The 25,239-nt window shown below is 42.5% G+C and carries 26 protein-coding genes, 4 tRNA genes and 2 pseudogenes; 22 read left to right on the forward strand and 10 right to left on the reverse strand.

Going from position 1 to position 25,239, the window contains the following annotated elements; genetic code table 11:
• Positions 1–13 precede the first annotated feature (13 nt).
• Genes AXI57_RS21860 through AXI57_RS00260 form a run of 3 tightly spaced genes read right to left on the reverse strand, consistent with a single transcriptional unit; the run spans position 14 to position 2,142 of the window.
• A complete protein-coding gene (locus AXI57_RS21860; protein ID WP_238380151.1) occupies positions 14–1,444 on the reverse strand; it encodes a ribonuclease YeeF family protein in 1,431 nt (476 codons plus the stop codon).
• A 17-nt stretch (positions 1,445–1,461) separates the two neighbouring features.
• Complete coding sequence (locus AXI57_RS00255) at positions 1,462–1,740, reverse strand: YwqI/YxiC family protein (protein WP_061668886.1); 279 nt, start codon at positions 1,738–1,740, stop codon at positions 1,462–1,464.
• Positions 1,741–1,755: 15 nt separating this feature from the next.
• Positions 1,756–2,142, reverse strand: a complete 387-nt coding sequence (locus AXI57_RS00260) for a YwqH-like family protein (RefSeq protein WP_219946919.1) — start codon at positions 2,140–2,142, stop codon at positions 1,756–1,758.
• A 508-nt stretch (positions 2,143–2,650) separates the two neighbouring features.
• Here AXI57_RS00260 and AXI57_RS00265 point away from each other — a divergent pair.
• A complete protein-coding gene (locus tag AXI57_RS00265) occupies positions 2,651–3,394 on the forward strand; it encodes a hypothetical protein (RefSeq protein WP_061669412.1) in 744 nt (247 codons plus the stop codon).
• A 156-nt stretch (positions 3,395–3,550) separates the two neighbouring features.
• Positions 3,551–4,045, forward strand: a complete 495-nt coding sequence (locus AXI57_RS00270) for a GNAT family N-acetyltransferase (RefSeq protein WP_061668887.1) — start codon at positions 3,551–3,553, stop codon at positions 4,043–4,045.
• 126 nt (positions 4,046–4,171) lie between these two features.
• Here the strand turns inward: AXI57_RS00270 and AXI57_RS00275 are convergent, their stop codons facing one another.
• Entirely contained in the window at positions 4,172–5,482 is a 1,311-nt protein-coding gene (locus tag AXI57_RS00275) for an MFS transporter (RefSeq protein WP_106048193.1), read from the reverse strand.
• A gap of 458 nt (positions 5,483–5,940) precedes the next feature.
• Here AXI57_RS00275 and AXI57_RS00280 point away from each other — a divergent pair, with 458 nt between their 5' ends.
• A complete protein-coding gene (locus AXI57_RS00280) occupies positions 5,941–6,387 on the forward strand; it encodes a DUF6376 family protein (protein WP_061668888.1) in 447 nt (148 codons plus the stop codon).
• 44 nt (positions 6,388–6,431) lie between these two features.
• Here AXI57_RS00280 and AXI57_RS00285 read toward each other — a convergent pair whose 3' ends face one another.
• Positions 6,432–7,361: a manganese-dependent inorganic pyrophosphatase gene (locus AXI57_RS00285; RefSeq protein ID WP_003326092.1), complete on the reverse strand. Its 930-nt coding sequence runs from the start codon at positions 7,359–7,361 to the stop codon at positions 6,432–6,434.
• 209 nt (positions 7,362–7,570) lie between these two features.
• Between AXI57_RS00285 and AXI57_RS00290 the strand changes: the two genes are divergently transcribed.
• A complete protein-coding gene (locus AXI57_RS00290; protein ID WP_061668889.1) occupies positions 7,571–7,954 on the forward strand; it encodes a winged helix-turn-helix transcriptional regulator in 384 nt (127 codons plus the stop codon).
• A gap of 30 nt (positions 7,955–7,984) precedes the next feature.
• Here the strand turns inward: AXI57_RS00290 and AXI57_RS00295 are convergent, their stop codons facing one another.
• Positions 7,985–8,473: a spore coat protein gene (locus tag AXI57_RS00295; protein WP_061668890.1), complete on the reverse strand. Its 489-nt coding sequence runs from the start codon at positions 8,471–8,473 to the stop codon at positions 7,985–7,987.
• Positions 8,474–8,616: 143 nt separating this feature from the next.
• Between AXI57_RS00295 and AXI57_RS21190 the strand changes: the two genes are divergently transcribed.
• The 4 genes from AXI57_RS21190 to rplI all read left to right on the forward strand — a co-directional run bounded on the left by AXI57_RS21190 (position 8,617) and on the right by rplI (position 12,425).
• Positions 8,617–8,769 (forward strand): hypothetical protein, encoded by a 153-nt coding sequence (locus AXI57_RS21190; RefSeq protein ID WP_003326096.1) that lies wholly within the window; start codon positions 8,617–8,619, stop codon positions 8,767–8,769.
• 262 nt (positions 8,770–9,031) lie between these two features.
• The gene (locus AXI57_RS00300) at positions 9,032–9,961 is read left to right on the forward strand and encodes a YybS family protein (protein WP_061668891.1); all 930 of its coding nucleotides are present in this window, start codon (positions 9,032–9,034) and stop codon (positions 9,959–9,961) included.
• Positions 9,962–9,999: 38 nt separating this feature from the next.
• Positions 10,000–11,979 (forward strand): cyclic-di-AMP phosphodiesterase GdpP, encoded by a 1,980-nt coding sequence (gdpP, locus tag AXI57_RS00305; RefSeq protein ID WP_061668892.1) that lies wholly within the window; start codon positions 10,000–10,002, stop codon positions 11,977–11,979.
• Positions 11,976–12,425, forward strand: a complete 450-nt coding sequence (gene rplI, locus AXI57_RS00310; RefSeq protein WP_003326099.1) for a 50S ribosomal protein L9 — start codon at positions 11,976–11,978, stop codon at positions 12,423–12,425. Before gdpP ends, rplI begins: the two co-directional genes overlap by 4 nt.
• Positions 12,426–12,462: 37 nt before the next feature.
• Here rplI and AXI57_RS00315 read toward each other — a convergent pair.
• From AXI57_RS00315 to AXI57_RS20535, 3 genes and pseudogenes are all read right to left on the reverse strand, one after another.
• Positions 12,463–12,863 (reverse strand): annotated as a pseudogene (locus AXI57_RS00315) (mannosyltransferase YkcB-related protein); the annotation flags it as partial.
• A 174-nt stretch (positions 12,864–13,037) separates the two neighbouring features.
• On the reverse strand, positions 13,038–14,252 hold the full coding sequence (locus tag AXI57_RS00320; protein WP_061668893.1) for a CynX/NimT family MFS transporter: 1,215 nt from the start codon (positions 14,250–14,252) through the stop codon (positions 13,038–13,040).
• Between the two features lie 77 nt (positions 14,253–14,329).
• Complete coding sequence (locus AXI57_RS20535) at positions 14,330–14,464, reverse strand: YycC family protein (protein WP_003326103.1); 135 nt, start codon at positions 14,462–14,464, stop codon at positions 14,330–14,332.
• Positions 14,465–14,582: 118 nt separating this feature from the next.
• Between AXI57_RS20535 and AXI57_RS00325 the strand changes: the two genes are divergently transcribed.
• A complete protein-coding gene (locus AXI57_RS00325; protein ID WP_061668894.1) occupies positions 14,583–14,792 on the forward strand; it encodes a hypothetical protein in 210 nt (69 codons plus the stop codon).
• A gap of 63 nt (positions 14,793–14,855) precedes the next feature.
• Here the strand turns inward: AXI57_RS00325 and AXI57_RS00330 are convergent, their stop codons facing one another.
• A complete protein-coding gene (locus AXI57_RS00330) occupies positions 14,856–15,056 on the reverse strand; it encodes a DUF2188 domain-containing protein (protein WP_087941851.1) in 201 nt (66 codons plus the stop codon).
• A 163-nt stretch (positions 15,057–15,219) separates the two neighbouring features.
• On the opposite strand from AXI57_RS00330, the gene dnaB reads away from it, so the two are divergent.
• From dnaB to AXI57_RS00390, 13 genes and pseudogenes are all read left to right on the forward strand, one after another.
• A complete protein-coding gene (gene dnaB / locus AXI57_RS00335) occupies positions 15,220–16,584 on the forward strand; it encodes a replicative DNA helicase (protein ID WP_010790516.1) in 1,365 nt (454 codons plus the stop codon).
• A 117-nt stretch (positions 16,585–16,701) separates the two neighbouring features.
• Positions 16,702–17,109 (forward strand): VOC family protein, encoded by a 408-nt coding sequence (locus AXI57_RS00340; protein ID WP_061668895.1) that lies wholly within the window; start codon positions 16,702–16,704, stop codon positions 17,107–17,109.
• Positions 17,110–17,341: 232 nt separating this feature from the next.
• Positions 17,342–18,634, forward strand: a complete 1,293-nt coding sequence (gene purA / locus AXI57_RS00345) for an adenylosuccinate synthase (RefSeq protein ID WP_003326108.1) — start codon at positions 17,342–17,344, stop codon at positions 18,632–18,634.
• Positions 18,635–18,852: 218 nt separating this feature from the next.
• Positions 18,853–18,928, forward strand: a tRNA-Lys gene (locus tag AXI57_RS00350).
• 7 nt (positions 18,929–18,935) lie between these two features.
• Positions 18,936–19,007 (forward strand) — tRNA-Glu (locus tag AXI57_RS00355).
• An 82-nt stretch (positions 19,008–19,089) separates the two neighbouring features.
• Positions 19,090–19,166: transfer RNA gene (locus AXI57_RS00360), tRNA-Asp, on the forward strand.
• A 35-nt stretch (positions 19,167–19,201) separates the two neighbouring features.
• A tRNA-Phe gene (locus tag AXI57_RS00365) sits at positions 19,202–19,274 on the forward strand.
• Positions 19,275–19,313: 39 nt separating this feature from the next.
• A complete protein-coding gene (locus AXI57_RS22250) occupies positions 19,314–19,448 on the forward strand; it encodes a hypothetical protein (protein ID WP_003326110.1) in 135 nt (44 codons plus the stop codon).
• A 206-nt stretch (positions 19,449–19,654) separates the two neighbouring features.
• The gene (walR, locus tag AXI57_RS00370; RefSeq protein WP_003326111.1) at positions 19,655–20,362 is read left to right on the forward strand and encodes a cell wall metabolism DNA-binding response regulator WalR; all 708 of its coding nucleotides are present in this window, start codon (positions 19,655–19,657) and stop codon (positions 20,360–20,362) included.
• Between the two features lie 7 nt (positions 20,363–20,369).
• The gene (walK, locus tag AXI57_RS00375; protein WP_003326112.1) at positions 20,370–22,205 is read left to right on the forward strand and encodes a cell wall metabolism sensor histidine kinase WalK; all 1,836 of its coding nucleotides are present in this window, start codon (positions 20,370–20,372) and stop codon (positions 22,203–22,205) included.
• Positions 22,195–23,560 (forward strand): annotated as a pseudogene (gene yycH / locus AXI57_RS00380) (two-component system activity regulator YycH). The gene walK and the pseudogene yycH overlap by 11 nt, the downstream one beginning before the upstream one ends.
• Positions 23,547–24,392: a two-component system regulatory protein YycI gene (locus AXI57_RS00385; RefSeq protein ID WP_003326115.1), complete on the forward strand. Its 846-nt coding sequence runs from the start codon at positions 23,547–23,549 to the stop codon at positions 24,390–24,392. Before yycH ends, AXI57_RS00385 begins: the two are co-directional and overlap by 14 nt.
• Positions 24,393–24,406: 14 nt before the next feature.
• Complete coding sequence (locus AXI57_RS00390; protein ID WP_003326116.1) at positions 24,407–25,201, forward strand: MBL fold metallo-hydrolase; 795 nt, start codon at positions 24,407–24,409, stop codon at positions 25,199–25,201.
• Positions 25,202–25,239 lie beyond the last annotated feature (38 nt).

The following is a 25,239-nucleotide window of genomic DNA, read 5'->3' on the forward strand; positions in this document are numbered from 1 at the left end:
CCTCCTCAAAACCTCACTTAAACCAACCTGCAACAGTTTTTAATCCGGATTCAACTTTGTCTTTAGCCATATCTGTTACACTTTTTTTGTCTTTTCCCCATTTAACGCCACCTAAAAGTTCAGATACTCCAATTGATAATCCGAATGCTACGGCGGCGGCAGCTATTACAGGAGCTCCAAAAGTCCCGATTGCAATTGCACCAGCTACAGCACCTACTCCTAATGTTGCAGCGCCAACTCCAACATCAACTCCAACATCTCCGACCGTTTTTTCAACTGAAACATTGGGATCATTGACATTTTTAATGAGGTCTTCTCCCGTCGTAATCGCCACACCGGCCCAGCCCAATTTGCTCTTCATAGCTCCTTTTATTGCGGAGGGAGCTCTGGTATATTCAGCTACCTTAGGATTGTTTCCGATTTTTAACTGTGATTTCGTCCATGTATCAGGGTAATTTTTCCCTTTAATTCCTATTACTTTCCCATTCACTACCTGATATCCTTTAATTTTTTTACCACTGTTTGTTATGATATTCTTCTTTATGCTCAGCCCGTCTTTGGTGACATGCTTCATGCTCTGTCCAAAATCTTTTACGGCAGTGGCAGTGCCATAAGCACTCCCTGCACTTCCTACCGGATACATCCAATCCACCTCAAACGGGAGCTCTTCTTTTGTGACATCATCGATTTTACCTTTTTCATCTTTTTCACTAAATCGTTTGAGCAACTTCCCCATCGGCGTTTCATCAGGATTTTGTAATTTACTTTGTAAGCCGCCATTGGCTTGGTTGATTGCTGAGGAATTATCAGGCTCAACAATTGCGCCGCTTTGATATGTAGAGATTTCGATTTTCGGCCCGGTATACATCTGTTCCAGCTGCTCAATGTACTGCTTCATCGTATTCAAATCCTGTTCCGCTGTTTTGAGTGCATTTGTTTGTTCGCGGTCAAAGGTGTGTAATTTTTCTAACGTTTCGCTGATTTGTCTTGTTGCTTTTTTAGCGTTGTCGTTTACAGCGGTATCGTCAAGGACGGGCAGGGTGACGATGTGACCAACGGTATCGGCTGTTTGGTTGGCCTTCTCGGTGAGCCTTGCTGTTAACGATTCGGCTTGGCTGACTCCGTCTGTTAGTTCGTTTTCGAGAAAGCTTTGTGAGATAAAGCCGTTTTGGGTCGGTTCCAGGGATTCAAGGGCGTTTTTCATCTTTTCTAAAATTCCTTTATAGTCGGAGATAAAAGATTCATAAAAAAGAAGAAAAGTGGTGTGGCATTCTTCGTAAAAGGAGCGGATTGCTTCACCGCCTTTTCCTTTTAAAGCGTCGTCGAGTGCGGTAACGCCTTTGATGCTTTCTTTGAGTTTGTTGATGTCTTCAGACTGGTTTTTTAAATCAGTCAATGTTTTGTCAATGCCATTATGAAATGCTTGAACATCAAGTGTTTTCAATATGCAGAACCTCCCTTTTATTTGGATTTTATAGACGCTGACAGCTTTTCGTCTGCATCTTTCATCATATTGACGGCCTGTTCAGTTTGGGCGATTTGTTTTGAAAGGGCCGATGCGTAAGCTTTTGTCAGGTTTTGCAAATCATTATTCATATTTTCGATTTTTTTGATGACGTCGAGATGATTTTGGCCGTTGATATCTGTCGGTATGTGCGGCTTGATTGCATGTGCGGATTGATTGAGCTTAGAGAGTGCTTGTTTGACTTTACTGGTATTGACTTTAATTTCTTGGCTCATTGGTTTGACTCCTTTTTAATGACGGGCTTCTTTCTCCTCTTTTTCCAATCTTTCAATTGTTTTTTTTAGTGAACTGATATCTTGGCTGAGTGACTGAATTTCGTCTTCTATCGAGGCAATGCGCTCATTTATCTTGTCCAATAGATGATCAAATTGTTTGCCTTCAATATCGTCGTAGGCTGCTTTCATATCGTTTCTGATGTTTTTAAACGAATCGGCTAGACTGCCCTGCCATGTATTCGTTGAGAATTCGGGTTTTTTTATGGTGCTTTTTGAATCGGTAAATTCCTCTTTTATACTTTTTAACTCGGATTTGCAGGCCTTCAGTTGGGTTATCTGCTCTTTTTTTGCGCTTAATGTGCCTTGCATTGCATATAATGAAGCCTTTTCCATCAACAACATGTGCCGGCACCTCCTATAATTTTGGTTCAAATGACCTGTTGGTAATCGGGTTTATACAGACTATATTAATGTTACAACATGGAATAAATGAGTTAAATAGGATAAATGTACCGAAAAGAGGAACGGGTTTCCATTGAAAGTGTTTGATAACAAATAATATGTCGAAGATTCGGTCACTTATAAGTTACTGCCTAGTTCAATGAGATCGGTTCTTAAGACTTTGTTTTAGGTTTGCTTTGCGACGGTAATCCTCGACTTCATTCATCTAAACTTAGCTCTCAAGGTTATTCCTGACAATCCATGCATATATTCTTATATTGAGACTAACAAAGGTAGGTGACCTGAATTGGACCCATATTTTCACAGAAAAGCGATTCAAGAGGCGAATGATCTTGATTATTGGTCTTATCTGGCTGATGCGCAGGTAAGAGCGGGAATCATCGGACCACCATTGCAAACGGTTGATAAAGCGTTGTGGTATCCCAATCCGTATGCTTCAAGGCATGTACTGCAATCGAATCTCCAGTCTGTTCCCTCAAGAGTCATGAATCCGAATAGATCTTCAATTGTGGCTGCAAAACGTGGTGACATTAATGGTGATGGTGTCATTGACAATGTTTTTCTTACCGCAAATAAAACGCCTGACAGTCCTTTTTGGAAAAATGTCACGTTGGTTATCCGGGATGGAAGGACAAATCGCGATCAGCAAATCTCGTTTAAAAATAATGCCGGATATAATCCGACACTCTTTCTTGGTGATTTTACAGGAAACAAGGCGGATGATATTTTAGTGGTCATTGATACGGGGGGAAGCGGCGGTGCTGTTTATGCGTATGTCTTTTCTTCTATTAATGGTCAAATGAGGCAAATTTTTAATTCCGACGCATTTAATGAAGACTTCAAGTACAATGTGGCTTATCAAAATCAATACAAAGCCGCTGTGATCAGTTATAAACTAAATGAAATGTATATACTCGATCTTACTTACAAAGGCAGGGAATATCTAACTGAAATTTATAACAAGAATGGCGTTTTGAAAGCGCCGATAGAAGGCTGGGTTAATCCTTTGTCCGGCTTGTATCCGGTTGATTTCAACAGAGACGGCACATATGAACTCGAAGCGTATCAGAGAATCGCCGGAAGGTACAATGCGGATTCACTTGGGTTTGTACAGACCGTGCTGAAATGGAATGGGCGGACATTTAGTGCTGATCGGCAGAATGTGTCAATCTTTGGTGGTGACGTTAGTTAATAGATCGTCTGTTGACATTTGTAACCATTCTGGCAAAAGGACCGACTAAAAATATAGCTAGAAACCAGGCTGACATCAGCCTATTCCAAACCACATGATTACTCCTCAGATGAAAGTTTCTTTTTTATCATTCGACTTGCCAAAGGAGGCAAATGAGTGCAGCTTGAAACAGATCGCCTATTATTGAAAACACTAGACCTTAATCTACTCGAAGCGGCAGCTAAGCGTGACTTATTGGGAATCGAAGCATTGGGATACAAAACCAATGGTGAATGGCCTGAGCCCGATTTCTTTGAAGTTTTACCTTTTTTTCGAGAGCTTCTTCTGAAAAATAACGGAACAAAAGGGTTTGACTCCTGGATTATTGTGATGAAGGATACGAAAGAGATAGTCGGCGGTATAGGCTTTTTAGGTAATCCAGACTCTAACGGTATGATTGAAATGGGTTTTGCTATTAATAAAAGCCACCGACGCAAAGGTTATTGTATTGAAGCTGCCCAAACATTGTTAAAGTGGGCTTTGAACCAGATTGAGGTAACAGCTATCAAGGCTAGATGTGAAATTGAAAATACCGCTTCTGAAAATGTACTTGAAAAGTTAGGATTTAAAATTGAGCGCAATGATTCTGAATTTCTTTACTGGAAATATTGAAGGCAGATGTTGATGAAATCAATTAATGGGTGGTTATATGAATTTTCCATCGTATTATTGTTTCCTTACGGTTTGCTTTTTTGTTCAATTTGTTCCAAAAAGAGAGCCGCTCATTAAGCAGGCTCTCTATTTCAACTGAATTCTTTTCACTTCACCAAGTACAAATACATAAAATACCAATCCAATCAAGAGGACAGCTCCGGCAACAAGAAAACTGAGCGTGAAGGAGCCGGTTACATCTAATAAATAACCTGTCAGCGATGCGGCGATGATTCCGCCGAATAAATTGTTTGCCAAGTTGACCATGGAGCTCAGCATGGAGACAGACCCGATGGGGGCAAGTTCTGCCGATATGGACCAGCCGATCGGAGCCGTTGCCGAAATTCCCGCAAGGCCGATGGAAATACAAACAATGGCGATCGTAATATTATCTGTAAAAAGGGCGCCTAAAAAGAAGAAGCCTAAGCCCATGCCGATCACAATAATGGTTTGATAGACTTTTGTATTCTGATATCCCTTTTTGATGAAATAGTCGACAAGCCAGCCGCCGACCGCAATACCGGAAATGGTGGAAATTAGCCATGGAACGGCGGTGAATAAGCCGGATGACATCAGATCCATGCCATAAGTGTGCTTGAAAAATGTCGGCAGCCACGTAAGTAACAGGTTAAATGTATAGCCGTACCCTGTAAAACCAATCATCAGGCCCCATACTTTTCGATTCGTAAACAATGCTTTCAAAAGGGGACCTGTTTTATAAGGAATTTGCTCGGATGTAATGGTATTGTGTTTTTGTATATAATTTAGCTCGCCGCTGGAAATGCGCTTATGTCGTTCAGGCTGCTCATAATACCACCAGAACAGCATCGTAAACAGCACATTTACGATACCAATTGTTAAAAAGGCGACCCGCCAATCAAAGGTCGTGACGAGAAAGGCAACTAATGGCGCGCCGAGCACATTTGAAAATTTGGCGGCTGAATCAAACAATGAATTCGCCAGTCCGCGTTCACTTGGAGGAAACCATAATGCGGTGGCCTTGGATGCAGCGGGAAAGGCAGAAGCACTTGTCAGTCCGATGAGAAAACGGACAATATACAAAAGCAGCTTTCCCTGCAAAAAAGCGAGCAAAATCGTTAAAATGCTCCAAATAGTCATTCCCACGCGTGTGACCCACGCAACGCCAAACTTGTCTAATAAACTCCCGACGGGCAGCTGCATGACTGTGTATGAATAAGTGTAGATCGAAAAGACAATGCCAAGTTCGGTTGCCGATAAATGAAATGAATCCTGTATAGCAGGCGCGGCAACGGATATGGCCACACGGTCAAAGTAATTAAGAATAATAATACCGCTTAGTAATGATGAAATGTACCATCTGGTATGACCAGGCCGTTTCACATGCTCCTGACTCATGTTGAAAACCTCCTCTGCAATAGCATGTTCTCCGCGAGTGAATTACATTCAGATGAAAGACTCCTTTGTTTCCTTACCACATGCTTTAAAAGAATAAACAGAGCCGGAATTTGACGCAGGATGCTTCTGTCACTTACAATGAAAGTAATAAAAATGAATACTCCAAAGGGGAGTAGCTGGTACAGTAAAGTCGTCATTACAGGATGGAAGTCCTCGGCTTTGCTGGCAATTCTATTGTTAGCGAGACCTTTGCCAAATATGATTTGGTGAAGGTCTTTTTGTTTAAAAACTTCACCAAATCGGTGGAGTTTTTTTCATTTTTAAAAGGGAGAGGAGAATGTTGATGTCTAAGCTGTCAAAATTGATGAAAAGCGATTTGGTGAAAAAAGGGCTGCCTTTAGCGAAGGAAAAACTGATTCCGTTATTAAAAGAAAAGCTGAAAGATAAAAATAAAAAGAAGTAATAAGGAGGCTGAAGCGATGAAAGCTGTACTGACCGTTTTGGCGGGAGTATCCCTTTTAGGAGCCGGCGGCTGCGGAGCGCTGGACAATTTGAATGATGGACTGTCCTATGCGAATGAGGCGGCCGGATATGTCACAGAAGTCAAAACGCTTGCTGAAGAAGCACCTGCGCTTGCAGAACAAGCCGTAACTGATGCAGATGCCAAAAAGGAACTCAAAACGCAGCTAGAGTCCATACAAAAAGCGGCAGCCGAGTTTGATAAATTAACACCGCCTGATGCGGCGGCTGATATTCATGACACCATCACACAGCAGAATGAAAAACTGCAAGAAAGTGCGGCCGAGCTGTTGAGCATGACGGAGGAAGGCAAAATAACAGTTGAAAATTTGGAAGAGACAGAACTGGTGCAAAGCGCACAGCAAATCAGCGGAGTGATGAACCAGATCGAAAAACTTGGTGAATAGAACGTAAAAAGCATCCCGGCAAGATTCGCCGGGATGCTTATCAATTATTCGGAAATGGCATCTGTTAAAACAGGAACGACTTGTTTTTTTCGGGAAACGACGCCTTTTAGTAAGGCCGTATTGTTTTCTAATGTTACGTTAAAGGCTTTTTCCACTTTATCCGTCTGATCACCGATAGCAAGAGCAAGTGAATCATTTTCCAAAATGTCTGTAATGACTAAAAGGAAGAGATCCAAGTTTTTCTCAGCGATGACTTTAGAAAGGGCAGCTTCTAATTCCGGTTGGCGCTTTTTGACATCTTCAATATCAACTGTATTGACCTGTGCGATTTCAACTTTTTTGCCGCCAAGATTGAATTCTTTCGCATCAAGAGTGATGAGTTCTTCTACTGTTTTCTTGCTTAAATCAGCGCCCGCTTTGAGCATGTTAAGGCCGTATTCTTCTGCATCTACTCCTGCGATTTCCGCAAGCTCTTTAGCCGCAGCTACATCTTGCTCCGTGCAGGTAGGAGATTTGAATAGAAGCGAATCAGAAATGATTGCTGACAGCATAAGTCCTGCGATTTCTTTTTCGATTGTTACGTTATTTTCTTTATATAACTTGTTCAAAATGGTTGCCGTACATCCGACAGGCTCCGCTCTGTAGTAAACGGGTTCGCTTGTTTCAAAATTGGCAATGCGGTGATGGTCGATGACCTCAAGAATTTGAACGTCTTCAATATCCTTGATGCTTTGCTGGCGTTCGTTATGGTCAACCAAAATGACGCCGTTCACTTCATTAGCCGCTGTTTCAACAAGACGAGGGCTTTCTTTCTTAAAATAATCAAGCGCGTATTTTGTTTCTTCATTGACTTGACCGAGTCTGACAGGCTCAGTGTTGAAACCTAGCTTGTTTTTTAAGTCTGCGTACGCAATGGCTGAACAAATTGTATCTGTGTCTGGGTTCTGGTGTCCGAAAATAAGTATTTTTTCCATGATAGCTCCTTATCCTTTTTAAGTAGTGTAAACATTCTTTATATAGTTTAACACGGATGGCAGTAGGTGTAAGCATTGAAAACCTCAAAAATTGATGCGAAAAAGGAGCTTTTTGATTGTATGCGGAATGAAACATGTGTAAAATATTGGGCAGTTAAGTCACTAAATCGTATGTAGTATCAAAAAAGGTACTATGGGAGGGTGCGGGAATGAGTTCAGAAAACAAAATATACCCGAACAAAGAAGGCTGCCCGGTTGAATTTACACTTGATGTGATTGGAGGTAAGTGGAAGGGAATTCTTTTTTATCACATGATAGACGGGAAGAAACGCTTTAACGAATTCCGAAGAATTTGCCCCAATATTACACAGAGAATGCTTACGCTTCAGCTTCGGGAGCTTGAAGCGGACGGAATTGTGCATCGAGAGGTGTATCATCAGGTGCCTCCTAAGGTGGAATACTCACTTACAGAATTCGGGAGGACCTTGGAGCCGATTGTGTTACAAATGAAAAAATGGGGCGACACCAACAGAGAGGCGCTTGAAGCGTATCGCTCGACTGGTATGCTCAAGGACAATACAAGTCAGAAGTAAGCAGCAAAGGGAAATCCTTTGCTGCTGTTTTTATTTCATAGAAATGGCTCTTTGTGCATTCTTTACATCATTTTTCAATAAATCTGCCAGATTGTACGCGGGGTAATAACCGTGCTCATACATATAATTGAACACCTGCTCATGCCATTTAATGGCCGCGTTTAATTGTTTTACAAGCACGATTCTTAACTGAGGTGTAGCGGTTTCTGTAATCGCGATCGCATAGCTGCGAACGGAAGTTTTGGCAAAACCGAGCAAATCTCCGCTGTAAAACGGTGTATCCGCTCGCTCTTCCTCTTCATCATCCCGATTGTAAATAGGTGCTTGGGGAAAGAAAGCAAGCAGTTCTTTCAAATTCTGTTCAATTGCTTGAATAGAAAAGCTGTAAAGCTGTTTTAAACGGGAATCCGTTACTTCCCGAATCATTTTTTTCAGTTTTATAAGGCCGTTTGCTTGAAAAGCCACCAATTCATGAATTTCCAACGTTTCGTGCCAAGCCAGTGTTCTGCGTTCATCCATGTAAGTATCTCCTTCATCGTTAATTTCTATATCAGCATATGCCCCGGGTATGATGTGGTTACTGATGTTTCGAAGTTTATAAAAAGGGAATTTACATTGATATAGGAAACCACTTGTGAAAATCATAATAGAGGTGATCATATATGTTGGAGATGATAAAGAACTTTTTCTTGTTTACAGGCGGTATTCTTCAAGCAACCACTCTTCTAGTCGTCATTCTAATCTTCTTATATGTTAGAAAAACGAAAAAGAAAAACAAAGATAGTTCCGGATTTATGGATGATAAACATTTATAATATTGGTTCAGCGGGCATTCTTCATGAGAGGATGTCTTTTATTTTTAATCGGCTATAAATGTTTCACATGAAACATGAGGAAGATCTGGCCTGATTTTACTTGCCTTTTCAACTTATGTTAAAATGTAAAGGTGATTTTAGAGATGATATGAAAAAGAAACTTGGTGCGAAAAAGAAATTTTACGGCGTCAAAAAGAGCAGTCGTTTAAGCTGCTCTTTTCTATTCGTATGTTCATGATTAATCGAGGTATGAGGTGACTAAGTGAAACAAACAAGGGCATTAATGGAAGGTGCTATCCTAATCAGTCTTTTTACTATCATCACGTTAATGGTCGTTTATATTCCAATCATCGGATCCATTCTTCTGTTTGCATTGCCGCTGCCCGTTATTCTCTACACCATTCGGCATGGGTTGAAATTGGGTTTGTGGATGGGCGTTGTCAGTCTTCCGGTGGTATTTATTGTCGGTTCATTTAACGGGCTTATCGTTGCTTTTATGTCAGCGTTTGCCGGGATTGCCATGGGACACTTTTTTAAAAAGAAAGAGCCAGGGCATGCTATTGTATCCGGCGCCCTCATTTACATGCTGTGCATTGTCTTCTATTTTGTGATAAGCATTCAGTTTTTGGGGATCAATATGATTGATGAAGCTATGTCTCAATATCGCCAATCATTGTCTATGACCGAATCGTTCTTAAAGAATACCGGTAATGGGGATCAGCTGGAGAAGCAAATGAAACTGATGGAAGAACAATTAGGTACGGTCCAATATCTTTTTCCAACAGCTATTGTCATGTTAGGGGCTATTTTTTCTTTCCTCAGTTATCTTATCGCTAAGCCGCTCTTAAGGCGATTTTCCCCCGATATTCCCAAGTTAAAGCCTTTTAGAGAGTTGAAACTCCCGCAAAGTATCATGTGGCTGTATCTTTTAATCATTATTTTGTCCTTTATGCCTTTAGAAAAGGGCCAAATGCTGTATTCTCTCGCTTTAAACGGGGGATTTATACTAGGCATATTAGTCTTTATTCAAGGCTTAGCGTTTATATTTTTCTATTGCCATATGAAAAAATATCCTAAAGCAGTTGGGATTATTGCGATCATTTTGGGGCTGCTGTCGCCGATTTTTATGGCGGTGATCCGCCTGTTGGGTATTATTGACATAGGCTTTAACATAAGGAATAAGGTGAAGTGAAAAATGGGTTTTACTCACATGGTGGGGAGTTGATAGAAATGCCAAGCTTTTACGAAAAACCGTTATTTCGGTATCCCATCTATGCGTTGATTGCTTTGACAATCATCACAGTCCTCATCAGCTTTTATTTTAACTGGATGATCGGAGCCGCCGGTATTTTGCTGCTCGCAGTCATTTTGTTTTTTATAAAACGCGCGGATTCTCTTATCAGAAAAGAGATTGACGGTTATATTTCCACGCTATCTTATAGGTTGAAAAAAGTCGGTGAAGAAGCATTGATGGAAATGCCCATCGGGATCATGCTTTTTAATGATCAATATTACATTGAATGGGCGAATCCGTTTCTTTCTTCTTGTTTTAATGAAAGCACTCTTGTGGGGAGATCGCTTTATGATACGTGCGAATCCGTCGTGCCGCTCATTAAACAAGAGGTTGATTCGGAAACGGTTACACTAAATGACCGGAAATTTAAAGTGGTGATCAAAAGAGACGAGCGCCTGTTGTATTTCTTTGATGTGACTGAGCAGATACAGATCGAAAAACAATATGAAAACGAAAGAACTGTATTGGCATACATTTTTCTCGATAATTACGATGATGTCACACAGGGCTTGGATGATCAAACGAGAAGTACGATGAACAGCCAAGTGACTTCACTGCTGAACAACTGGGCGCAAGAGTACGGTATTTTCTTAAAGAGAACGTCTTCTGAACGATTTATCGGTGTGTTGAATGAACATATTTTAACCGAGCTTGAAGGATCTAAGTTTTCCATTCTTGATGAGATCCGCGAGAAGACATCGGTGCATAGTGTTTCACTGACATTAAGCATCGGGGTCGGGGCCTCGGTCTCTTCTTTGAAAGAACTTGGTGACTTGGCGCAGTCGAGTCTGGATCTGGCGCTGGGACGCGGCGGAGATCAGGTAGCGATTAAGATGCCAAATGGCAAGGTGAAATTTTACGGCGGCAAGACCAATCCGATGGAGAAGCGTACAAGGGTGCGCGCCCGTGTGATTTCCCATGCGTTAAAGGAAATCGTATCTGAAAGCAGCAATGTGATTATTATGGGCCACAAGTTCCCGGATATGGATTCAATCGGCGCTGCCATCGGAATATTAAAGGTGGCTCAGGCGAACAGTAAAGACGGTTTTATTGTGATTGATCCAAATCAAATCGGTGCAAGTGTTCAGCGTTTAATAGAAGAAATTAAAAAATATGAAGAGCTTTGGTCGAGATTTATTACGACTGAGGAAGCGATGGAGCTTGCTAATGATGATACGCTGCTTGTGATTGTTGATACGCATAAACCGTCTCTGGTTATGGAGGAGCGACTGGTCAACAAGATTGAGCATATCGTGGTCATCGACCATCATCGCAGAGGGGAAGAGTTCATAAAGGATCCTCTGCTCGTTTATATGGAACCGTACGCTTCCTCTACTGCTGAATTGGTGACTGAGCTTCTTGAATATCAGCCGAAACGCTTAAAAATTAATATGATTGAAGCAACAGCCCTATTAGCTGGTATAATAGTGGATACAAAGAGTTTTTCACTTCGCACCGGCTCGCGTACATTTGACGCCGCTTCTTACTTAAGGGCGAAAGGCGCGGACACGGTGCTCGTGCAGAAGTTCCTCAAGGAGACCGTTGATTCTTATATTAAACGGGCGAAGCTGATTCAGCATACATCTCTTTATAAAGACAGCATTGCCATTGCGTCTCTTCCTGAGAATGCGGAGGAGTATTTTGATCAAGTGCTTATTGCACAGACGGCTGATTCTCTGTTGTCCATGAGTGAGGTTGAGGCTTCATTTGCGGTTGCAAGGCGGGATGAGCAAACGGTGTGTATCAGTGCGAGATCGCTTGGCGAAGTCAATGTTCAAATTATTATGGAGGCCTTGGAAGGCGGAGGACATTTAACAAATGCGGCGACCCAGTTGTCCGGCATTTCTGTGTCAGAAGCGCTGGAGCGGCTGCGAAGTGCAATTGATGAATATTTTGAAGGAGGCGTTCAGAGATGAAGGTTATTTTCTTACAAGATGTAAAAGGAAAAGGCAAAAAAGGCGAAGTGAAAAATGTAGCAGACGGTTATGCTCATAACTTTCTCCTTAAAAAAGGCCTCGCTGTAGAAGCTAACGCATCAAACATCAGCGTATTGAACGGACAGAAACAAAAAGAGAAAAAAGAAGCGATTGCAGAGCTTGAACAGGCGAAGGATTTAAAAGAAAAGCTAGAAAACCTGACTGTAGAGCTTAGCGCTAAATCAGGAGAAGGCGGCCGTTTGTTTGGATCTGTAACAAGCAAACAAATCGCTGAACAGCTTCAAAAAGACCACCAAATCAAAGTGGATAAACGAAAGCTGGAATTAAGCGATGGTATCCGCGCTTTAGGATATACAAATGTCCCGGTGAAACTGCATCCAGAGGTGCAGGCCGTACTAAAGGTACATGTAAAAGAGCTAGTATAATAGATAAAGAGGCTTGGAATTATTCCAAACCTCTTTTTTATGTCTCATATAGTGTTTGCTGATTTTGGCTGCCGCCAGGACCGCCAATCATGCCTTGCTGTATTGAGCTGCTTGTACTGCTTGAAGAACTGCTGTAATCATCGGGAGAAATCACGGTTCCGTTTTTCTTGATCCATGAGACAAGTTCACTATTGCCTGAGTTGTCGCTGCTCAGAAGGAAGTATTTCACTTTGCCTTCTTTTATAAATTTTTTCAGTTCAGACACCGACAAAATCGGGTCTGTGCCGTTGAAGCCGCCGAGTGCCAAGACAGATTCGTCTGTATTGATAATGTATGGCGCGGCGGTTACTGTCATCAGCGTGGCGAATAAGTATTCTTCGCCTGAAGGTAGGAAAGCAGCCCGGTGTCGACTTCGGAGGTGAACATGCTGCCCCCGTGACCTCATCAGTTTCACCCCTTTATGATTGCCTATTGTAAAAGCTAAATATGAAAAAGTTATGAATAAACAATAAATATTCGGGGAAATTTTTGTCATTGCTTTTACTGCGGAATAAAGCCGGACAGAAAACAAGAGACGTGGAATATGATTGCTCCCCGCCTCTCTTGTTTGTTCTAAGCTGAATGTCTCTGTTGTTCTTTTTGAAGGATGTATTTATTGCGACCCGCACCCAGTCCCGCGGCTCCCATTACTGCCAAAATGATCATCAAAAGAATAATCGGCAGTGTCCATGAATGGGTTTGGTCATAAAGGAAGCCGATGAAGATGGGACCGATTGCTGCTAATAAGTAGCCCAATGACTGTGACATGCCTGATAATGCGGCCGCCTGATGGGCATTTTCGCTGCGCAGCCCGATCAGCGTAAGCGCCAAACTGATGCTTGAACCTTGCCCGATCCCAATGATAATCATCCATATGACAAGCATCACATGGTTTCCGCCCGCCAGCAGTCCGCATAAGCCAATAAAGTAAACTGACGTCAGCCCTGCAACGATTCCTCGCTGCTGTTTCACGCGGTCTGCCAAAATAGGGGTTAAGAATGTGGTTGGCAGACTGGCGAATTGCATAAGAGATACCATCCATCCGGAGGTTGCCGGGTCCATGCCGTGCGAACGAAGAATTTCCGGAAACCAAGCGATGCTGCTATAAAATAAAAAAGACTGTAAGCCCATAAAAATCGTGACATTCCAAGCCATTTTGGATGTCCAGATCGGCTGCTGATTTGGTTGGAGCGAAATGATCTGATTCGCCGTATCCCGGTGGCGAAGCTGCGGTATCCAAATGAGAAGCGCAAGAAAAGCAAGGCCGCCCCAAAGCAAAAATGATTGTTTCCAGCCGCCTGAAAGCTGGCTTGCAAGAGGCACACTGATCCCAGAAGCCAAGCCCGCAAAAGTACTCATGGAGGTTGTATAAAGGCTGATCATAAGCCCCGACTTTTTCGGGTATTTATGCTTGATTAAGCTTGGCAATAGAACATTGCCGATCGCGATGCCCACACCGATCAGGATCGTCCCCGCGAATAAGGAGGAGGTCATGCCGGCTGACCGTATGATAATACCAATGAAAAGCGTCAGCATGCCTATCCATAAGGTGCGTTCATTGCCAAGCCGCTGACCTAGTTTAGGGGCAAGCGGAGACAGAATCGCAAAAGACAGCAAGGGCAGAGCTGTCAAAAAACCGGCCAGTCCATTCGACAGGTGTAACTCTGTCCGGATCGAACTGACGACCGGTCCGACAGACGTAATAGCTGGTCTCAGGTTAAACGCTATAAAAATAATGCCTGAGATCAGCCAAAAATTTCGGATGGTATGTGTTGTTGTATTTGGCAAAATAGCTTCTCCTCTTTAACATATAAAATATATAATTTCGTAAAATGAAAGTGATCATACATTGTTATTTTTTGTTATTATTCCTTTTCCTGTAACTCGGCCAATTTCGCAAGCAGTATATGCTGAGGCATATGCATGATTTGCTCCAGCGGCAGATTCAAGGATTCTGCAAGCTTTTGCGCGGTATCAGCTGAAATTTGCAAAGGCTTCATACGATCACTCCTCTCTTTTGTCCATTGTACTAGAATAGGGGACGGTACGTAAGAATATATCACAGATGAATGGAGTATAAGAAAGCTGCCCTTTATAACTGAATGAAGGAGGATTCTTATGCATTTGCCATTATCATTATTAAAACAAACGCTTTATGAACATCAACAGAAAGCAGAGAGCCTATGTACGGGTGAGGAATATGTTGTCATGAGGCATAAGCTTCTGGAGCTGAGGCGAAAATTCGCATCCTATGAAGAATGGGAGCTTTATCAAAAAGCTTCTGATTTTGTGCTGCGGGCAGATTTAGACAAACATTTTATCGAATAATGAGCCCGGTAAACTGAAAACCCTTCGCGCTGGGGAGGCGAAGGGTTTTCAGCTGATGACAGATTAAAATGAGCGTTCTTCTTCTACATTTTTGTGTTGATCGTAGATGACAAGCTTTGCCGGACTGTTGTCTTTTGCCATTTGTGATGCTTTTTCAATCGCGGCATCCTTTGAAGTATATAAAGCTGTAGGCGCCACATTTTCCACTTTGATAAACCAGCCATCTACATCGACATTGGGTGTAACCGCATATTCTTTCATGATGATCCCTCCATTATCATTTATTTTTTGATTTCCCATAGGCGCTTCTGCTGAAACATCGCAGCATGCAGTTGACAAAAAAAGGAGTATGAGATAGTTCTATTTTTTTTTTGTATAAATGGTAAAATGGAGTTTGGATATTTTTTATGAAAGGACGGTGCTTAGCATGACAGACCTTCTGAATGATCGGCTGCCGCCGCAAAATATAGAAGCCGAACAAGCCGTGTTAGGTGCTGTTTTTTTGCAGCCATCTGCTTTAACACAGGCTTCTGAAGTATTAATTCCAGATGATTTCTATAGAATGTCTCACCAGAAAATATATAATGCCATGCTCGTGCTCGGAGACCGCGGTGAACCGGTTGACTTGGTTACAGTGACTTCAGAGCTTGCGAATACGGATTTATTAGAAGAGGTTGGAGGCATTTCCTATCTCACGGATATCGCAAACTCGGTTCCGACAGCGGCTAACATAGAATACTACGCGAAAATCGTTGAAGAAAAATCGATTCTCCGCAGACTGATCAGAACGGCGACAACCATCGCGCAAGACGGCTATACGCGTGAGGACGAAGTCGAGGATTTATTAAGCGAAGCTGAAAAAACGATTATGGAAGTGGCGCAGCGCAAAAATACGAGCGCCTTCCAAAATATTAAGGACGTGCTTGTCCAAACGTATGATAATATCGAGCAGCTTCACAATCGCAAAGGTGATATTACCGGCATTCCTACAGGATTTGCGGAGCTTGACCGGATGACAGCGGGATTTCAGCGAAATGACTTGATTATTGTTGCCGCGCGTCCTTCGGTGGGGAAAACCGCTTTTGCTTTGAATATCGCCCAAAACGTGGCCACCAAGACCGACGAGAGCGTTGCGATTTTCAGTCTTGAGATGGGAGCCGAGCAGCTGGTTATGCGTATGCTCTGTGCGGAAGGCAACATCAATGCCCAAAACCTTCGTACAGGAAACCTGACTGAAGAGGATTGGGGCAAGCTGACGATGGCGATGGGAAGCCTGTCCAACAGCGGAATATACATTGACGATACGCCGGGTATCCGGGTCAGTGAAATTCGCGCCAAATGCAGACGTTTGAAGCAGGAAAACGGTCTTGGCATGATCCTGATCGACTATTTACAGCTCATTCAAGGGAGCGGCCGTTCAAAGGATAACCGCCAGCAAGAGGTATCTGAAATCTCCCGTGAGCTGAAATCAATCGCCAGGGAGCTGCAAGTCCCTGTTATCGCACTGTCTCAGCTTTCAAGGGGAGTGGAACAGCGTCAGGATAAACGCCCGATGATGTCTGATATTCGTGAATCGGGGAGTATCGAGCAGGATGCTGATATCGTTGCATTCTTATACCGTGATGACTATTATGATAAAGAATCAGAGAACAAAAACATTATTGAAATCATTATCGCAAAACAGCGTAACGGCCCGGTAGGCACGGTTTCGCTTGCATTTGTAAAAGAATACAATAAGTTCGTCAATTTGGAACGGCGCTTTGATGACGCCGGAGTTCCGCCTGGCGCGTAAACCCCAAGAGTTAATCTTGGGGTCTTTTTCATTCAAAAGTCTGAAAGAAATACAGCCGTTCTCCCGATGAGGGATTCAAGCCCATTCCATATAATGAAATGAAAGGAGTGATGCGGGATGGAATTTTCCCAGTTTGATGCGGCGCAAATTCGCATCGCAAGACCAACCGGCCAGATTAATCAAATGATTCGTTTTTACGAAGAAGGACTTGGCTTGAAAAGAATTGCCGGTTTTTCTCAGCATAACGGTTATGATGGCGTCATGTTCGGGCTGCCCCATGCCCAATATCATTTGGAATTCACTCAACATACTGAAGAAGCAAGCACTGCTCCTGTTCCTCATGCAGACAGCTTACTTGTGTTTTATCTCCCCAACCTTGATGAAGTCACTGGCATCACCTCAAAATTAAAGAAAATGGGCTATCGGGAGGTTGAATCGGAAAATCCTTACTGGAGCAACGGCGGCGTTACAATTGAAGACCCGGATGGCTGGCGAATTGTCTTTATGAATGCAGAAGGTATTTGATAACAAAGAGTCCGGCCGATCCGGACTCTTTTTATATGAAGATATAAATATTTCATGAGCTTTTGTTCATAATTTCACGAGAAAACGCTTTTAAAAGCATTTAAAGCGAACAAATATAGATTCTTTATAATATAATGTTCGGATTTACAATTGACTTTCTGTTTCTTCACTGATAAACTTAATTTGTTTGAATAAGGATATCGTTTTAAAAGGTTAACGGAGGTGCACGGATATGTCTTCAGTAGTTGTAGTAGGTACGCAATGGGGCGATGAAGGAAAAGGTAAAATTACGGATTTCCTCTCAGAAAATGCAGAAGTGATCGCACGTTATCAAGGCGGAAACAATGCAGGACATACAATTAAGTTTGATGGAATTACGTACAAGCTTCACTTAATCCCGTCAGGAATTTTTTATAAGGATAAAACGTGTGTGATCGGAAACGGAATGGTTGTTGATCCAAAAGCATTGGTCACAGAACTTGCGTATCTTCACGAGCGTAACGTCAGTACAGATAACCTGAGAATCAGCAACAGAGCTCACGTTATTCTGCCATATCATTTAAAACTTGATGAAGTGGAAGAAGAACGAAAAGGAGCAAACAAAATCGGTACGACGAAAAAAGGGATCGGTCCCGCTTATATGGATAAAGCCGCCAGAGTCGGCATTCGTATCGCAGACCTTTTGGATCGTGACGTATTTGCAGAAAAACTGGAACGGAATCTTGCGGAGAAAAACCGTCTGCTTGAAAAAATGTATGAAGCGGAAGGCTTTAAAATAGAAGATATTTTAGATGAGTACTATGAATATGGCCAGCAAATTAAGCATTACGTTTGTGATACGTCTGTCGTTTTAAATGACGCGCTTGACGAAGGACGCCGCGTGTTATTCGAAGGCGCACAAGGGGTCATGCTTGATATTGACCAAGGTACGTATCCATTTGTTACATCATCTAATCCTGTTGCCGGGGGAGTTACAATCGGTTCAGGTGTAGGCCCGACAAAAATTCAGCACGTCGTCGGCGTTTCAAAAGCTTATACAACCCGTGTCGGCGATGGTCCATTCCCGACTGAGCTGAAAGATGAAATTGGTGATCAAATCCGTGAAGTCGGCCGTGAATACGGAACAACGACAGGCCGCGCCCGCCGCGTCGGCTGGTTTGACAGTGTAGTTGTCCGCCACGCGCGCCGTGTCAGCGGAATCACAGACCTTTCACTGAACTCAATCGACGTATTAACAGGAATTGAAACGTTGAAAATCTGTGTGGCATACCGCTACAAAGGCGAAGTCATTGAGGAATTCCCTGCAAGTCTGAAAGCTCTTGCAGAATGTGAGCCGGTTTATGAAGAAATGCCGGGCTGGACGGAAGATATTACAGGAGTGAAAAATCTCAGCGAGCTTCCTGAGAATGCGCGCCATTACCTTGAGCGTGTATCACAGCTCACAGGAATCCCGCTTTCCATTTTCTCTGTCGGACCGGATCGTTCACAGACAAATGTGATCCGCAGTGTATATCGCGCCAACTAATTGCCAAAAAGCCTCTCTTACGAGAGGCTTTTTTCTTTGGATATTGAGTTGTTTTTTGTCTTGAAAAAAAATAATAGAATAAAAAATGAAAAAGTTATTGCCACTTCTATTTATTCTGTGATATTATAAATCTCGTTGTTACGGGAATTGCTTCAATAGAGTACAGTGAAGAATTTGATTCAAGTTGAATGCTCTATGGTAAAACTCCGACGTATCAAGAGCCATTAGCTCAGTTGGTAGAGCATCTGACTTTTAATCAGAGGGTCGAAGGTTCGAGTCCTTCATGGCTCACCATTTGTAAGGCCCGTTGGTCAAGCGGTTAAGACACCGCCCTTTCACGGCGGTAACACGGGTTCGAATCCCGTACGGGTCATTGATTTACTTTAGCGTTATTGCTAAACTCCTTATTTGTCCATGAGGGCTGACACGACAGCTCTCGGGGCAAATTACTGTAAGGTCCGGTAGTTCAGTTGGTTAGAATGCCTGCCTGTCACGCAGGAGGTCGCGGGTTCGAGTCCCGTCCGGACCGCCATTTTACTTTACTTAGTAGAGAAAAATAAAACATTTGGCTCGGTAGCTCAGTTGGTAGAGCAACGGACTGAAAATCCGTGTGTCGGCGGTTCGATTCCGTCCCGAGCCACTTACCAAACGCATCTGCAATTGCAGGTGCGTTTTTTCTGTGAGTTTAAGAAAAGAAATACGAGTGGATGATATAATAGAAGAAAAAGGGAGAACCGGCCTTTCAGCCGGTCCAAAAGAAGAAGACGTCAATAATTTAGACGGTGACTCTTCTGTTGAGGTTTCATTTAAATGAGAAATTTTAAATGAAAATAAAAAACGTGACAAAAGATATACATCTGTTGAAGAATGTGTTTTTTTCTTAAACCTTTAATTTTTTTATCTTTTGACCTTAAACCGTTATAATAGACAAGGACCCGGTCTTTCTTAGCGGGCTTATGTAATGAAACGATTGTTATACAGATGAAACGAAGTTAATTCGGCAGGAGGAAAATCAAGATGATGGATAAAAAGATCCTTGTAGTGGATGATGAAAAACCGATTGCAGATATATTAGAGTTTAATTTAAGAAAAGAGGGCTATGAAGTACATTGTGCCTATGACGGAAATGAAGCCGTCGAAATGGTCGAAGAAATTCAGCCTGATTTGATTCTTTTAGATATTATGCTTCCGAATAAAGACGGCGTAGAAGTATGCCGGGAAGTGAGAAAGAAATATGACATGCCGATCATTATGCTGACGGCAAAGGATTCCGAAATTGACAAGGTCATCGGGCTAGAACTCGGGGCTGATGATTATGTGACAAAGCCGTTCAGCACACGTGAACTTTTGGCGCGGGTAAAAGCGAATCTGCGACGTCAGCTGACGACTGCACCGGCAGAGGAAGAATCCTCTTCCAATGATATTCACATCGGTTCTCTGGTGATTTTCCCTGATGCATATGTGGTGTCAAAAAGAGAAGAAACGATTGAATTGACTCACCGTGAGTTTGAACTGCTGCACTACTTAGCGAAGCACATCGGTCAAGTGATGACCCGTGAGCATTTGCTTCAAACGGTTTGGGGCTACGATTACTTTGGCGATGTCAGAACGGTTGATGTGACAGTCCGGCGTCTTCGAGAAAAAATTGAGGATAACCCAAGCCATCCTAATTGGATCGTGACAAGACGAGGCGTGGGTTATTACTTAAGAAACCCAGAACAGGACTAATACTCCCATGAATAAGGTTGGTTTTTTTCGGTCGATCCAATTTAAGATTACATTAATGTATGTACTCTTAATTATCGTAGCTATGCAAATTATTGGGGTGTACTTTGTTAAGCAGGTAGAGAAGTCACTGATTGATTCCTATGAAACCTCTCTTAATCAGCGGATTGATAACCTCTCCTATTATATAGAGCAGGAATATAAGAGTGACAATGACAGCACAGTTATTAAAGATGATGTCAACCGCATCTTGAACGATTTTACAAAGAGCAATGAGATACGGGAAATCAGTTTTGTCGACAAAAGCTATGAAGTTTTGGCTTCCTCTAAACCGTATGGAGAGGAAGTAGCGGGCAAACAAACGACAGACCCGATATATAAAAGAATTTTTTCTATGAAACAGTCTTACAGCAGAAAATACTATGACCCGAAAAGTAAAATCAGGGTTCTTATTTCGGCAAAGCCGGTCATGACAGAGAATCAGGAAGTTGTCGGAGCGATATATGTAGTAGCCAGTATGGAAGATGTCTTTAATCAAATGAAGACGATAAACAAAATACTGGCATCCGGTACAGGATTAGCTCTTGTTCTGACGGCTCTGCTCGGCATTTTTCTGGCAAGGACCATTACCCATCCGCTTTCAGATATGCGCAGACAGGCAATGGAGCTTGCGAAAGGGAACTTCTCCCGAAAAGTCAGAAAGTATGGACATGATGAGATTGGGCAGCTTGCAACGACATTTAATCATCTGACAAGAGAATTGGAAGATGCTCAAGCGATGACTGAGGGTGAGAGGAGAAAGCTGTCTTCTGTTATTGCTTATATGACAGACGGCGTCATTGCGACAAATCGAAATGGAGCTATTATTCTCTTAAACAGTCCGGCTTTGGAGCTTTTAAATGTTTCACGTGAAACAGCCTTAGAAATGCCAATCACGTCCCTGTTGGGGATTCATGAGAATTTCACCTTTGAGGATCTGGTAGAACAGCAGGAATCTATGCTGCTTGAAATTGAGCGTGAAGAACAAACGACTGTGCTTCGCGTGAATTTCTCTGTTATTGAACGGGAGCATGGCAAAATTGATGGCTTAATCGCTGTCATTTATGATGTAACCGAGCAGGAAAAAATTGATCAGGAGCGCAGAGAATTTGTGGCGAATGTGTCCCATGAACTGCGTACGCCGCTGACGACGATGCGGAGTTATTTAGAGGCGCTTGCAGAAGGCGCATGGGAAAATAAGGACATTGCGCCGCGCTTCTTGATGGTGACCCAGAACGAAACAGAGCGCATGATCAGACTCGTAAATGATCTGCTTCAGCTTTCTAAGTTTGACAGTAAGGATTATCAATTTAATCGCGAATGGATTCATTTCATCCGGTTTATTTCTCTGATTATTGACCGTTTTGAAATGACAAAAGAGCAGCATGTTGAATTTATCCGCCAGCTGCCGGATAGAAGCCTATATGTAGAGATAGACCAAGATAAGATTACGCAGGTACTCGATAATATTATTTCGAATGCCTTAAAATATTCACCAGAAGGCGGACATGTGACGTTTTCTGTAAATGTGAATGAAGAGGAAGAATTGCTCTATATCAGTGTCAAAGATGAAGGAATCGGTATACCGAAGAAAGACATGGAAAAAATCTTTGAACGTTTTTACAGAGTGGACAAGGCGAGAACGAGAAAGCTTGGCGGAACCGGCTTGGGGCTTGCCATTGCGAAGGAAATGGTTCAGGCGCATGGCGGCGACATTTGGGCCGACAGCATAGAGGGTAAAGGAACGACTGTGACATTTACTCTTCCATATAAAGAAGAACAAGAGGATGATTGGGATGAAGCGTGAAAATATAAAAACCATAATACTTTCCATACTCGTGATCATCAGTCTTGTTTTTACGTGGAGCATCTGGACGTTTCAGCCAAACTTTATGGAAGGCTCGACATCGACAAAATCTACAGTGCGTGAGAAATATAAGATTGAGAAGGTTAGCCAAAAACTGTCTGAGGTAGTGAAGCCGCGGGAAATATTCATCCATGATAACGGCGCCCACTACAAAGTGGACGATTCAGATCTCTATAATAAAATCTGGAACGACTTGCCTCGTTGGGATGTAAAGGCAATTAAAGATATTTCAGACCAATATGATAAGCCAGGATTTAAAAACTGGCTTTATGGGAGAAATGGCTCAGCTTCTAAGCTGGACCTCCAATTCAGCGATACGATACCTATTGATATTTTTCAGCAATTGTTTAAATGGTCGAACCAGACTTTTGAGTATAGTTCCTTTGACCATATCGTTATTCCTTTTAATGAAAATAAAACGAACAAGAAAATATATCTTGCGTCCTACAGCAAGCAGCTGATTCTTGAAATCACTGTCGATTCGGCTAATTATCGAAACATTATGAGTGACCTTTACAGTAAGAAATCAAGCATGCCTTCATACAGTTTGTTTTCACTCGGAACGAAGAAGGAATTTTTACTGCCGAACAAATCACTTGAAATGGAAAGTAAAGAATTTATAACAGAGACGATTGATACGAACACCTTTAAGCAGGTGCTGTTCAGTGAACCGAATACGGTTAGGAAGGATTCAAATTACAATCGTAATGTGCTGACAGACGGAGTCAGCCGTTTAGAGGTAAGCGCCAGCCAGCGGCAAATTCAATTCCAGCATCGCAATCTGACGCAAAGCACCTCCTCCCAAACAGGGGAGTTAATCAAAAAGAGTCATAAATACTTAGAAGATACAGGAAGCTGGACGGATGATTATCAGTTTTTTAATATCAACGACAGCCAGCAGCTGACCTTCTATATGTTTATGAACCAGTTGCCGATTATTAATAGTGAGTCCAAACCGTTCGGCGCAGCGCCGGTAATGACGCTGCAATGGGCCAGTGATGATATTCTCAGCTATAAACGGCCGAATTATATTCTTGGCACCAATCCTATTAAAACGGGCACAGCTGATCTGATGAGCGGCAGCGAAGTGAAAAATTTGCTGGAGAAACAACAGGTATATGATATCGATAATATAGATCAAATTTTCCCTGCGTACCAACTAGTTGCGGCTTCCTCAAATGATGAACCGATTGTAGAGCTGAAGCCGGTGTGGGGTATGAAAATTAACGGGAAAACTGTGCCGATAACGAAAGATTTATTAACGAAGGAGGGGGGCAACTAGTGGAGTGGAATAAGACAAAGACAATCTTCATCATTGCCTTCCTCGTTCTCGATATTTTTTTGGGCTACCAGTTTTTTGAAAAGCGTTCGAGCAGTGAGTACGACGTGATTAAAAACTCAAGTGTGCAGACTGACATGAATGAAGATCATATTACCTATGGCACACTATCTGACAACGCAAAGGAAGGTTCACGCATTACAGCGAATCAGAAATCTTTTACTAAAGAAGAGATAGAATCGCTTAAAGGCCAAAAACCTAAGATGGACATGCCGAGTGACAAGCATAAAGTGACGAAATTAAAAATGGAGTTTACCAGTCCTATCGCTCTCTCAAAGGATAGTGTGGAAGATGATGCAAAGGCGCTTGTCTCCTCAGAATTTCAAGATGGGGAAGAATATAAGCTTTGGAAAGTAGATAAGGATAAAAAACAAGTGATTTTCTTCCAAACATATCAAGGGAAATATATTTATCAGGAAAACGATGACGCTTCAGAAATGATCGGACAAGTGATTTTGCACTTAAATGACAAAAATGAAGTCGTTTCCTATGAACAATCAACCCTCGATACGTTTAAAGAAATCCAGAAGGAAAGCCTGATCTCTGAATTGGATGCTGTTGAATCATTGTATTATCAAAATCTGTTAAAGGCCCACAGTACGGTAAAAACGGTGAAGTTCGGATATATCGCCCAATACCCGCTGACAAGTACGCAAGTGTTGGCGCCGGTTTGGAGAATTACAGTGGAATACGAAAAGACCGTAGATGGAACGAAGAAGAAGGTTCAAGAGAATTTTACGGTGAATGCAATGGACAGCAGAGTGTTTGATTCTAGTCAAATAAAGTAATGGAGTGAGATATAATGAGCTTGCAATTTAGCGTACTTGCGAGCGGGAGTACGGGAAACGCGTTTTACTTGGAAACAGACGATCACGCGTTTTTGGTAGATGCCGGGTTGAGCGGGAAAGCCATGGACGGCTTGATGGCGCAAATCGGACGGAACATGGATGATCTGGACGGGATTTTTGTCACTCATGAGCATAGCGACCATATTAAAGGGCTCGGCGTTGTAGCCAGAAAGTACAAGCTCCCCGTCTATGCGAATGAGAAGACATGGAAAGCAATGGAGAATCAGATTGGCAAATTAGACAACGGGCAAAAGTTCGTCTTTCCGATGGAGACGGTGAAATCGTTCGGCGGACTTGATGTAGAGTCGTTCGGTGTTTCTCATGATGCTGCGGAGCCGATGTTCTATGTGTTTCATTATAATGGCCGGAAGCTTGCTTTAATGACAGATACGGGGTACGTCAGCGACAGAATGAAGGGCATTATCCGCTCGGCAAACGCGTTTGTTTTTGAAAGCAACCATGACGTCGGCATGCTGCAAATGGGAAGATACCCGTGGAGCATTAAACGCAGGATATTAAGCGATGTCGGGCATGTGTCCAATGAAGACGCGGCGCTCGCCATGACGGACGTTATCGGAGACGAGACATCGCGTATCTATTTGGCGCATTTGAGTCAGGACAACAACATGAAAGAACTCGCCAGAATGTCAGTCCAGCAGACTTTGGCGTCTAAAGGGTATGTCACAGGCGAAACCTTTGAATTATTTGATACTGATCCAAAAAAACCGACACCGCTATGCGCTGTGTAATTTTTCATCAGAATCATGATTATTATGATCCGTTCTAA

The organism is Bacillus atrophaeus, from assembly GCF_001584335.1.
Lineage (GTDB): Bacteria > Bacillota > Bacilli > Bacillales > Bacillaceae > Bacillus > Bacillus atrophaeus.